At 65.5% G+C, this 11,998-nt stretch carries 8 protein-coding genes; 2 read left to right on the plus strand and 6 right to left on the minus strand.

Features of this window, described 5'->3' with window-relative positions; all coding sequences use genetic code 11:
• Positions 1–22: 22 nt before the first annotated feature.
• The 3 genes from ureC to A9Z00_RS05885 are packed head-to-tail and all read right to left on the minus strand — an operon-like array spanning position 23 to position 2,465.
• A complete protein-coding gene (gene ureC / locus A9Z00_RS05875; protein ID WP_296975231.1) occupies positions 23–1,738 on the minus strand; it encodes an urease subunit alpha in 1,716 nt (571 codons plus the stop codon).
• The gene (locus tag A9Z00_RS05880) at positions 1,735–2,103 is read right to left on the minus strand and encodes an urease subunit beta (protein ID WP_296975232.1); all 369 of its coding nucleotides are present in this window, start codon (positions 2,101–2,103) and stop codon (positions 1,735–1,737) included. The genes ureC and A9Z00_RS05880 overlap by 4 nt, the downstream gene beginning before the upstream one ends.
• A gap of 59 nt (positions 2,104–2,162) precedes the next feature.
• Positions 2,163–2,465: an urease subunit gamma gene (locus A9Z00_RS05885; protein WP_296975233.1), complete on the minus strand. Its 303-nt coding sequence runs from the start codon at positions 2,463–2,465 to the stop codon at positions 2,163–2,165.
• 567 nt (positions 2,466–3,032) lie between these two features.
• Here A9Z00_RS05885 and ilvD point away from each other — a divergent pair.
• Positions 3,033–4,703, plus strand: a complete 1,671-nt coding sequence (gene ilvD / locus A9Z00_RS05890; protein WP_296975449.1) for a dihydroxy-acid dehydratase — start codon at positions 3,033–3,035, stop codon at positions 4,701–4,703.
• 224 nt (positions 4,704–4,927) lie between these two features.
• Here the strand turns inward: ilvD and A9Z00_RS05895 are convergent, their stop codons facing one another.
• Entirely contained in the window at positions 4,928–6,340 is a 1,413-nt protein-coding gene (locus tag A9Z00_RS05895) for a polysaccharide deacetylase family protein (protein WP_296975234.1), read from the minus strand.
• Between the two features lie 174 nt (positions 6,341–6,514).
• Between A9Z00_RS05895 and A9Z00_RS05900 the strand changes: the two genes are divergently transcribed.
• A complete protein-coding gene (locus tag A9Z00_RS05900; protein WP_296975235.1) occupies positions 6,515–7,657 on the plus strand; it encodes an AI-2E family transporter in 1,143 nt (380 codons plus the stop codon).
• A gap of 30 nt (positions 7,658–7,687) precedes the next feature.
• Here A9Z00_RS05900 and A9Z00_RS05905 read toward each other — a convergent pair whose 3' ends face one another.
• Positions 7,688–9,499: a peptidoglycan D,D-transpeptidase FtsI family protein gene (locus A9Z00_RS05905; RefSeq protein ID WP_296975236.1), complete on the minus strand. Its 1,812-nt coding sequence runs from the start codon at positions 9,497–9,499 to the stop codon at positions 7,688–7,690.
• Positions 9,500–9,662: 163 nt separating this feature from the next.
• Complete coding sequence (locus A9Z00_RS05910; RefSeq protein ID WP_296975237.1) at positions 9,663–11,831, minus strand: methyl-accepting chemotaxis protein; 2,169 nt, start codon at positions 11,829–11,831, stop codon at positions 9,663–9,665.
• Positions 11,832–11,998: the final 167 nt, after the last annotated feature.

Genomic DNA, 11,998 nt, shown 5'->3' on the forward strand with positions numbered 1-11,998 from the left:
GCACCACCTCCTCCGTTCCGCCTCAGAACAGGAAATAGCGCTGCGCCATCGGCAGCACGGCCGCCGGCTCGCACGTGCACGGCTCGCCGTCGACGGTCACCCGGTACGTCTCGGGATCAACCTCGATGCGCGGCGTCGCGTCGTTCAGCACCATGTCCTTCTTGCCGATGTTCCGGCAGCTGCGGACCGGCTCCACCCGCTTCGCGAGGCCGAGCTTCTGCGCGATCCCCCGTTCGTACGCCGCCCGCGAGACGAACGTGATCGACGTCGCGGCGCGCGCCCGGCCGAACGAGGCGAACATCGGCCGGCCGAACACCGGCTGCGGCGTCGGGATCGACGCGTTCGGATCGCCCATTTGCGCCCAGGCGATCGCGCCGCCCTTCAGCACGAGATCCGGCTTCACGCCGAAGAACATCGGGTTCCAGATGACGAGATCGGCGAACTTCCCCGGTTCGATCGAACCGACCAGATGCGCGATGCCGTGCGTGATCGCCGGGTTGATCGTGTACTTGGCGATGTAGCGCCGGATGCGGAAGTTGTCGTTCCGTTCCGTGTCGGGCGGAAGCGGTCCGCGCTGGCGTTTCATTTTGTCGGCGGTCTGCCAGGTGCGGATGATCACTTCCCCGACCCGTCCCATCGCCTGCGAGTCGGAGCTGATCATGCTGAACACGCCGAGGTCGTGCAGGATGTCCTCCGCGGCGATCGTCTCGGGCCGGATGCGCGAATCGGCGAAGGCGACGTCCTCGGGGATCCGGCTGTCGAGATGGTGGCAGACCATCAGCATGTCGAGGTGCTCGTCGATCGTGTTCACCGTGAACGGACGGGTCGGATTCGTCGACGACGGCAGCACGTTGGGATACGACGCGACGCGGATGATGTCCGGCGCGTGGCCGCCGCCGGCGCCCTCGGTGTGGTACGTGTGGATCGTCCGGCCGGCGATCGCGGCGATCGTGTCCTCGACGAACCCCGACTCGTTCAGCGTGTCGGTGTGGATCGCGACCTGCACGTCATGGAGGTCCGCCGCCCGGAGGCACGCGTCGATCGCGGCCGGCGTCGTGCCCCAGTCCTCGTGCAGCTTGAGTCCGATGGCGCCCGCCTCGATCTGCTCGACGAGCGGCTCGATGAACGAAGCGTTCCCCTTGCCGGTGAAGCCGAGGTTCATCGGGAACGCCTCGGCCGCCTCCAGCATGCGCGCGATGTGCCACGCCCCCGGCGTGCACGTCGTCGCGTTCGTGCCGGTGGCCGGACCGGTGCCGCCGCCGATCATCGTCGTGATGCCGGAGGCGAGCGCCGTTTCGATCTGCTGCGGGCAGATGAAATGCACGTGCGTGTCGATGCCGCCCGCCGTGACGATGCGCCCTTCGCCCGCGATCACTTCCGTGGAGGCGCCGACGATCAGGTTCGGATCGACGCCGTCCATCACGTCGGGGTTGCCGCCCTTGCCGATGCCGACGATCAGGCCGTCCTTGATGCCGATGTCGGCCTTCACGATGCCCCAATGGTCGATGATGACCGCGTTCGTGATGATCGTGTCGAGCACGCCGTCATCGCGCCGCGCCCGGCCCGACTGCCCCATGCCGTCGCGGATCACCTTGCCTCCGCCGAACTTGCACTCGTCGCCGTAGACGGTGAAGTCCTTCTCGATCTCGGCCCACAGCTCCGTATCCGCCAGCCGGATCGCGTCGCCCGTCGTCGGGCCGAACATGCCGGCGTAGCTTCTGCGGTCCATCCGGCTCATCCCGGCCCCTCCTTCCATGCCGCAAGCCGCTTCCGCACCTCGTCGGGCACGGCGCCGGGCTCCGTTGCGCCCCGCGTCAGCCCGTTCAGGCCGAAGACGCGGCGGGCGCCGCCGATCGCGGTCAGGACGACCGGCTTCTCCTCGCCCGGCTCGAACCGGACCGCCGTCCCGGCCGGAATGTCCAGCCGCATGCCGAACGCCGCCTCGCGGTCGAAGACGAGGGCGCGGTTCACCTCGAAGAAATGAAAATGCGATCCGACCTGCACGGGGCGGTCGCCCGTATTGACGACGACGAGCTCCCTGCGCGGCCTTCCGGCGTTCAGCTCGATCTCGCCTTCCGCCGTCCGGTATTCCCCTGGAATCATGTGCGGCATCTCTCCTTCCCGCTTTCGCCCTTCGGCGGCCCGTGCGGCCGTCATCCGGTTCACGTGATCGGATGATGGACGGTAACCAGCTTCGTGCCGTCCGGGAAGGTCGCCTCGACCTGCACTTCCTGGATCATTTCCGGCACCCCTTCCATCACCTGGTCCCGGCGCAGGATGCGGGTGCCGTGCGCCATCAGTTCGGCGACCGATTTCCCTTCGCGCGCGCCCTCGAGAATTTCGGACGTGATGAGCGCCACGCTTTCCGGATAGTTCAGCTTGATGCCGCGCTCGAGCCTCCTCCGCGCCAGGTCGGCGGCATAGCTGATCATGAGCCGCTCCTTCTCCCTCTCCGTCAGCAGCATGCGTACATCTCACCCCGCAGTCCATTGAAATGTTCGGTTTTCTAACATGATTATAGCGGAAATCCGGTTTTTGTGCAATTTTATGTTAGATTTTATTACACGAAATCATCGATGCCTTACGGAGCTTGCATCCCCGCGGAAGGGCATGCTGCGTTCGGGTCGTACGGATTTCACCGGTATTTCGGGGCGGTAAGTCCGGTTCCGGCGACGCGGCGGCCGAGGCGCCGGAAGCGCGCGTTCCGGCGACACCGACGAATCGGACCGATTTCTTCTGACTTGCGGACCGCAGACCGCGATCCGCCGCGATTCGGTTCCCCGGCACGGACACGACGCGATGCGGGACAGGTTGCCCTCGTCCGTGACATGTCCCGGAACAATGGCACCAGGACATGGCCACGGAACCATGACATGCGCCCGCGCCGATTGCTAGTCAAGTCATTGATGGATATGTTACACTAATTGAGATAGTCCCGGCATTCGCTCGGACATGCGCGGAACGGAACGCTGAACGTCACCAGAATCGGAAAGGGGAAATCGCAGGTGACCACCACGACCACAGCGAGAAAAATGAGATCCGACATGATCAAGCGCGGATTCGACCGCGCCCCGCACCGCAGCCTGCTGCGCGCCGCAGGCGTCAGGGAAGAGGACTTTGACAAACCGTTCATCGCGGTCTGCAACTCGTACATCGACATCATTCCGGGCCATGTCCATCTCCAGGAATTCGGCAAGCTCGTGAAGGAGGCGATCCGCGAAGCCGGCGGCGTGCCGTTCGAGTTCAACACGATCGGCGTCGACGACGGCATCGCGATGGGCCATATCGGCATGCGCTACTCCCTCGCGAGCCGGGAGCTCATCGCCGATTCGGTCGAGACGGTCGTGAACGCCCACTGGTTCGACGGCATGATCTGCATTCCGAACTGCGACAAAATCACGCCGGGCATGATGATGGCCGCACTCCGCATCAACATCCCGACGATCTTCGTCAGCGGCGGTCCGATGAAGGCCGGCAGGCTCCCCGACGGCCGCGCGATCTCGCTCTCGAGCGTGTTCGAAGGCGTCGGCGCCTACCAGTCGGGCAAGATCGACGAGAAGGGGCTGCGGGAGCTCGAGCTGTACGGCTGCCCGTCCTGCGGATCCTGCTCCGGCATGTTCACCGCGAACTCGATGAACTGCCTCGCCGAAGCGCTCGGCCTCGCGCTGCCGGGCAACGGCACGATCCTCGCCACTTCGGAGGAACGCCGCGAGCTCGTCAGACGGTCGGCATTCCAGCTCATGGAGCTCATCAAGCGCGACATCAAGCCGCGGGACATCGTGACGAAGGAAGCGATCGACAACGCGTTCGCCCTCGACATGGCGATGGGCGGTTCGACGAACACCGTGCTGCACACGCTCGCGATCGCGCGCGAGGCGGGCATCGACTATCCGATTTCCCGCATCAACGAAGTGGCGGAACGCGTGCCGCACCTTGCGAAGATCGCGCCCGCTTCGGACTATCATATCGAGGACGTGCATGAAGCCGGCGGCGTGTCGGCGATCCTGAACGAGCTCCTGAAGAAGCCCGGCGCGATCCACGGCGAATGCCTCACCGTCACGGGCAAGACGCTCCGCGAGAACGTCGAGGGCTGCGAGATCAAGAACAAGGACGTCATCCGGCCGCTGGACAACCCGCACAGCGAGCGCGGCGGCCTCGCGATCCTGTTCGGCAACCTGGCGCCGGAGGGTGCGGTCGTCAAGGTCGGCGCGGTCGATCCGTCGGTCGGCGGCTACCACAAGGGCCCGGCCATCTGCTTCGACTCGCAGGACGAGGCGCTCGCGGGCATCGCGTCCGGCAAGGTGAAGGAAGGCCATGTCGTCATCATCCGTTACGAAGGGCCGAAGGGCGGGCCCGGCATGCCGGAGATGCTGGCGCCCACGTCGCAGATCGTCGGCATGGGCCTCGGCGCGAAGGTCGGGCTCGTGACGGACGGCCGGTTCTCCGGCGCGTCCCGCGGCATTAGCATCGGCCACGTCTCGCCGGAGGCGGCGGAAGGCGGTCCGATCGCGTTCGTCCGCGACGGCGACATCATCGAGCTCGATCTGAACAACCGCAGGATCAACGTGCTGATCAGCGACGAGGAAATGGAAAAGCGGCGCAAAGAATGGCCCGGCTTCAAGCCGAAGATTTCGGGCGGCTATCTCGCGCGCTACTCGCATCTCGTCACGAACGCCAGCATGGGCGCGGTCCTGAAGATCTGAACCGGACAACACGGCTGAACCGGACAACACGGCATTTCATTTCCCAAGCAAACGGGCTGTTCCGAAGGATCCCGGGGATCCGACGGAACAGCCCGTTTCTCGTCTTGTCGGCGGGCACTCGCTTGCCCTGTTGCGGCTGCACGTTCCCGAGTGCGGCCTGCGGTCGGACCCGTCCGCACTGCGGGATGACGTACTTTCATCGACTCATTGCATCATGGCTTGCATCATTGCGGCAGCGCATTCCCGCCCGTCAGGACGGGCGCTCCCGCGCCGTCGGCCGGCACCGCCCCCGCGGCGGTCCCGAGCTTGCCGGACGCTTTCCGTTCCGCTTCGTCCGCCGCGCTGCCGTACCGCCTCAGGAATCCGTCCAGCGACATCGCCATGATGCGCGGATGGAACTGCGCCTCCTTGTCCCGGAGCAGCTTCCTGCCGTTCGGGTTCAGCACCCGGATCAGCAGGCGGAGGTACCGGGTCGTGAAAAACCGGAACGGTCCCCGCGGCAGATCGAACACGCTGAACCCGAACGCCTCCGGACCTCGGTGAATGAGGCTGACGCCGTAGAGCGCCTTGACGCCGCGCAGATCGGCGCAACGCTCGAGATGCCGGGCCAGCGTCGGCAGCGACCGCTCCGCGTCGCGGATCAGCGCGATCGCCACCTTCACGACGGAGCGCGCGTTCGCGAGCAAATGCCGCAGCTTCGCATTGTCGAAATGCAGCTCGACGATCCGGTCCTTCGGCCGGATCACGGTGCCGTCGTCCAGCCTGAGCTCGGGACCGGCGTACGGCCGGATGCGGTAATGGAGCAGCGAATCGTCTCCCGGATCGACGATCCGGAACAGTGCGTTGAAGCACCGCTCCCAGACCATCCAGCAGGCCGCCGCCGTCCGCCGGATGAAGCCCGGCCCCTTCTCCGCCATCTCCCGCGCGCGGTTCCGGTCCGTCAAGGCGATCATCTCCCCGATCGTCACGAATCGATAGCCCATCTCGCTGCCACGCCGCAAATACACTTCCAGCGCCTGCAGCATGTTTTCCGGCGCGTCCTCGTCCGCTCCGAACGTCCTGCCGCAGTCATGCAGCAGCAGCACTTCGCCCGGGCGCAGCTTCTTCAGCATCCGTGCCGTCAGCCGCTCGACGCCGACCCGTTTCCGCCAGTCGCCGAACATCGCCGACCACAGAATGATCTGCAAATGGCCGAGATTCGCGTAATCGAACAGATTGACGATGCCCCACGGAGGCCGGTAATAGATCGGCTTCACGCCGGCTTCCCGCTCGATGATCTCGCTCGTGCGGGCGATCTGCCGCTTTACCGTTCCGGGGCGCATGAGCCAATTCGTTTTGTGAACATAATTATGGATGCCGATGGTATGGCCTTCCTCCGCCATCCGCCGGAGCAGTTCGGGGTGCCGCTCGGCGTGGGCGCCCACGACGAAGAACGTCGCCTTCGCCCCGTATTTCCGCAGCAGATCGAGCAGGCGCGGCGTGTATACCGGATCCGGCCCGTCGTCGAACGTCAGCGCGATCTCCCTCAGCGTACGCCCGCGCTTGAACACGCGGAACCCGAACGCCCGGCTGATGAAGCCCGGCAGAAACGCGTAGAACGTCAGAAAGTAGAATACCCACAGCAGCATATTCTCCATGCGTACGTTTCCCCACCATTCCCAGCGGACGCCGCGCCGGAATCGCTCTCGCCGGCGTCGAAATTCATTTTGATTGTATCATATCTCGCAAAAAAATAGTCGGTCCGCGCCATTCTATAGTAAAATCAGGTTGTCCCGCGCTTCCAGCCATCACCATTCCGAAGGAGAGTCGATATGCTCGCTTTCTACAAGCGCTACTGGCGGACGGCGTTCGATATCGCGCTCATCGCGCTCACCGTCTGGCTCATCATGTACATTTTCAGCTTCCTGTACAAAATCGCCGCCCCGGTCTTCTTCTCGCTGCTGATCTTCGCCTGCATCGAGCCGCTCGCGAAGCGGCTTCACCGGATCGGCATCAAGAAGGCGATCGCCTCGGCGATCAGCATCCTCTTCTTCACGCTGGTCATCCTCGGCGTGTTCATCGGCGCGGGAGTCCTGATCACCTACGAGATCATGGAGTTTGTCGACCGGCTGCCTTCCTACCAGTCGATCTTCACGCAAGAGGCGACCTACTGGATCGCCTGGCTCCAGAGCCGGATCGAGCTTCTGCCCGACAGCGTCGTGCAGCAGTCGCAGAGCGTCATCGACTCGATTACGGGCTGGGGACAGAGGGTTGTCACCCAGGTTCTGCTCGGACTCGTGAACGTGCTCTCGTCCTTCAGCACCTTCATGTTCAACTTCGGCATCGGCATCATCCTCGCGTACTTCCTGAGCATCGAGATCGACATGTGGAAGAAGATCGCCCGGGAGAAAACCCCCAACACCTTCAAAAAGGCGTTCTACTTCCTGAAGGACAACGTGCTCGCCGGCATCGTCGGATATCTGAAGGCGCAGCTCATCCTCGTCTCGATCACCTTCGTGATCATCCTGTCGGCGCTGCTCCTGCTCGGCGTGAACAACGCCTTCATGATCGCGGCGCTGTCGGCCGTCGCGGACATCCTGCCGCTGCTCGGCGTCACGACCGTGTTCGCGCCGTGGATCATCTATCTGTTCATCGTCGGACAGACGAAGCTCGCGATCTGGCTGACCGTCATCCTGGGCGTCGTGCTGCTCGCGCGTCAGATTCTCGAGCCGAAGATCACGGGCGGCACGCTCGGCGTCTCCGCCTATACGATGCTCGTCTGCATGCTGGTGTCGCTGTCGCTCTTCGGCGTGGCCGGCGTCATCCTGTCGCCGGTGATCGTCATCCTGATCAAGCAACTGCACGCGCAGGGCTACCTGCGCCGCTGGATCCGGCCGCCCCTCGATTACGATGACCCGCCGGGCGGGCCGCAGGGGGACGGCGGCTCTTCCGCGGGGCCGAACCCCGCGGTCTGACGCCGGTCGCAACGAAAAAGCTCCGCTCCGTTAGCGTACGGAGGCGGAGCTTGCTTCATGCGCCGCGAGGCAATCCATCACTTGCCGGAACAGCTCGGCGGCGAGATGCGGGCTGCCCGCCGGACGGTTGAGCGCCACGACGGCCGCGGTGTAACGGGGCTTGCCGACCGGACCGTATCCCGCGAACCATTGGTGGTTCACCGGACGGCCGTCCTTCACCGCCTGGGCCGTGCCGCTCTTGCCCGCGAGCGGCCATGCGGCGTCCCGCAGGGCGCGCCCCGTGCCCTCCCGCACAACCGCCTCCATGCCGCGCATCAGGAAAGCGGCCGTGCGCGACGAGATCCGGCCGAACCGGGACGGCGACTCGGCCGGCGCGAATGCGGCCATCCGGCTGCCGTCGGCGTAGCGGATCTCCGCCACGATGCGGGGCGCCGGCACCCGGCCGCCGTTCACCAGCGCGGCGACGGCGGCGGCCGCCTGCAGCGGCGTGGCGGCCGCGTCGCGCTGGCCGATGGCGGTCTGGGCAAGGAGACCGCCGTCTCCCGCGTCCGGCCGGCCGGCGAAGATGCAGCCGCTCTCCTCCTCGGGCAGCGGCCGGATGTCGCCGCCGGCGCCCGGCCGGCGGACCGGGCGGATAAGCGGCCGGCCGAAGCCGAGCCGGTCGGCCGCCGCCGCGAGCTGCTCCGGCGTCAGCCGCTCCGCCATTGCCGCGAACGCGACGTTGCATGACTGCGCGAACGCCTCCTCCGGCGTCAGCTCGCCGTGGCCGCCCTCCTTCCAACAGGAAAGGCCGTAGCGCCCGTATTCGCCGTCGCACCGGAACCGCTCCCGGGGATGGACGACGCCGGCGTCGAGCGCCGCCGCCAGCGTGACGATCTTGAAGATCGATCCCGGCGGCACGGCGCGTAGCGCATGGTTCTCCGTGCCGGCGAGATCCGGCGCGAGCCGCAGCGGATCGTACGCCGGCCGCGAGACCATCGCCAGGAGGTCACCGGTCGCCGCATCCAGCACGACGATCGCCCCCTCTTCCAGTCCGGCCCGGTCCGCGAGCGAGGACAGTTTCCGTTGGAGCAGACCGTCCAGCGTCGTCCGCACGGTCAGCGGATGGTACCCGCCCGCCTTCCCCGCGATGCGGAGCCCGTCTCCGACCGGCTCGCCGCCCGCGCTTCTCCTGCGCTGGACGACGACCGGACCCGGCCCGCGCAGGAGCTTCTCCAGCGAACGCTCGAGCCCCATGGCGCCGATCTGCGTGTCAAGCGGCACTTCGCCCCTCGCCGCCTCCTCCGCGTACAGTTCGGCCAGGAGGCCGGGATCCCGGCTGAGGAAGCCCACGACATGCTGCGCGCCCAGGACGGACGAATCCCGGGGCGTCCAGGTCAACACGTGGACGCCGGCGAGCCCGGCCGCCTCGGCCTCGCCGGCCTCCCGCGAGCCGAGCCGCAGCGGGGCGCGGCCTTCCCGGTCCCGCAGAAACGCCGGCTCCTCGAGCCCGTCCAGCCAGCCGCGCAGTTCGTCCGGCGGCATGCCGACCGTCTCCGCCAGCTTCCTGTACTGCGCGTCGCTTCCGCGCGGTCCGCGCACCGGAAACGCCGCCAGGGCGGGATACGGAAGGCCGACCAGCGACAGGCCGTTCCGGTCGACGATGCGGCCGCGTCCCGTATCGACGACCAGCCGGTCGAAACGGCCGGCGACGGCCCGTCCGGCCCAATCCGCCGCAGCGGGCAGCACGCCGGGCAGCGCCTGCAGCCACGCAAGCCTTGCGATGCAGACGGCGGCCGCGATGCTGACCGCGACGCCCAGCACGCCGATCCGAAAAATCCTGCTTCCGGTCCGATCTTCCATGCTCCGCACCTTCCCCGATTGGGCCATCCTTCCTTTCACCAGCCAGTGTAGCCCGGCGCCCCGCGCCCTATGCCCGGGGGTCGTCCCACGCCGATCGGCCGCCGCTTGCCGACGAAACAAAAAGCGGCCCCGCGCCCGCGCGCGGAGCCGCATGATCCGCCTCCTATTCGTCCTGCGTCCGGTTGTCCGTCCGGAAATGGGACAGCGTCTCCTTCAGATGATTGGACACTTTCTCGAGCTCGTTCGACAGTTCGACGAGGTGCTCGCTGACATTGAGCTGCTCGTTGCTGAGCGAGGCCACTTCCTCGCTCGTCGCCGACGATTCCTCCGCCACCGCGCTGACGTTGCTCATGGCCGTTGCGAGTACGTTCTGCGTCTGGCCGAGCTGGGCGACCGATTCGTTCACCGTCTCCAGCTGCGTCGTGAACGCGTTCATCTGCGCCTGGACGGACAGGAAAATCTGGTTCGCTTCCTTGACCGCCTCGATCTGCTCCTGGAAGATCGGATACGCTTCGCCCAGCACGTTGACCGTATCCTCGATTTCGTTCTGGATCGATTCCGTGATCGAGGCGACGACGTCGATCGATTCGCGGGACTGGTCCGCCAGCTTGCGAATCTCGTCCGCGACGACCATGAAGCCCTTGCCCGCGGCGCCGGCCCGGGCCGCTTCGATCGTCGCGTTGAGCGACAGGATGTTCGTCTGCCTCGTGATGTTGTTGAGCACGTCGAGGATTTGCCGGATCGACCGCGTGCTCTCCTTCAGCCGGTCGACCCTCTCGACCATGTTGCGCGTCATTTCCTCGGTCATGCCGGTCTTCTCGATCAGGGAAGCCATGTAGTGCGTGCCCTGCTCGCTTGCCCGCTCGACCTCGGCGGCCGTCGCGGCCATCCGGTCGCGCGCCTCGTTCACCTCGTGCATCTTCACGCTGAGCTGCTCCGCGATTTCGCTGCCCCGTTCCGCCTCGACCGCGAGGCTCGTGGCGCCCTTCGCGATCTCCTCGGTGGCGATGGCGATCTCCTTCGCGGAGCCCGCCGTCTTGCGCGACGCCTCCGTCAGATTCTCCGCCGTCCGCAGCACCTGCGCGGCCGATTCGTTCGTCCGGTTCACGAGCGCCGTGATCTGCTCCATCATCTGGTTGAAGCTGAGCGCGAGCTGACCGATCTCGTCGCGCTTCCGGATGTTCGAGCGGACGGTCAGATTGCCCTTCTCGCCTTCGTTCATCAGGTTGCGCAGCTTCGCAAGCGGCATTGCGATCATCCAGATGACGAGCAGGCCGATGCCCGCGGCGAGCAGAGCCGCGAAACCGAGCGTGATGAACATGACGCTCCGGATCACGCCGGCGTCCCTGACCAGCTCACCCACCGGCAGCGTGCCGGCCAGCGTCCAACCGGTCGTGAGCGTCCGGTAGGGCGTAAGCACCGTCTCGCCGCCAAGTTCGGTTACGATCGCCTCCGCCTGACCGGTTTCCTCGAACGTCAGGCCGAGAGGCTGCCCGATCTCCGCGTCGGGACCGAACAGGACCGTTCCGTCCGGTCCGACGATCCGGACCTGGCTTCCCTCGCCAAGCGAGATGCCCGCGATCTGATCCATGATCACGTTGTAGTCGAACTCGAGCACCAGTATGTACAGCGGATCATTGGTCGAAGTGGACCGGATCACCTTCGCGTAACCGAAGGTCGCCCGTTTGCTGTTGCCGGTAATGCCGTTTTTCATCGTCGGGATCCAGTACCCGGCCGGATCCCGCTCGAGGGCCTGCTGGTACCATTCGGTCTGCGCCGCCGCTTCGGCGTCAAGCGTGTCGGCTCCGCCCCTGATGGAGGCGAGACCCTCCTTGAGCGGCAGCAGGGTGCCGCTGACAACCTGCTTGCTGTTGCCGAACAGGAAGTTGTTGAAGCTCGACTCGATTCCCTGTATGTATTGGAAACGCTCGAAGTCGGACAAATCCGCCACGTAGGCAAGCTGCCGGGAGTTGACCTGGATGGTCTGATCCAGCATGACGGTCATGGCCAGATTTTCCAGATTGCCGAACAGGAGGTCCAGCTTGCCGGCCGTCTGCGCGATCGCCGTCTTCGCCGTGTCGCTCACCTTGCGCTCGATGACGTCCTTCGCCGTCTCGTAGGAGAACCATCCGACCGCGTAGACGCATACCACGATGCTGATGAAAATGATGGCGAACAGCTTCAGGCCGACGGAACGGTTCAGGCGCACCCGTGTCAGACCGGACCCGATTTTCGATACGACCCCGGCGACCCGGTCGGCCGCGTTGCGGCTGTCGTCCGGAGAAGCGGGCGCGGCGTCGTTCTTTTTACCCGGTTTCCATGTCAACTTCATGATGTCCACCACCTATGCCATTACTGTTGGAAAATCCGATTTTTTGTCTTTTCTATTAAACGCTTGCAAACTATGTAAAAAAATAATGGTCCGCTGCGCGGCACGGACCGTCTCGCCTTCCTCACCCGCGCCGTTCCAAACATTTCCGCCGTGACGCCTGACTTCTC

The sequence above is a fragment of the Thermobacillus sp. ZCTH02-B1 genome, assembly GCF_002159085.1.
In the GTDB taxonomy this organism is placed as follows: Bacteria; Bacillota; Bacilli; order Paenibacillales; family Paenibacillaceae; genus Thermobacillus.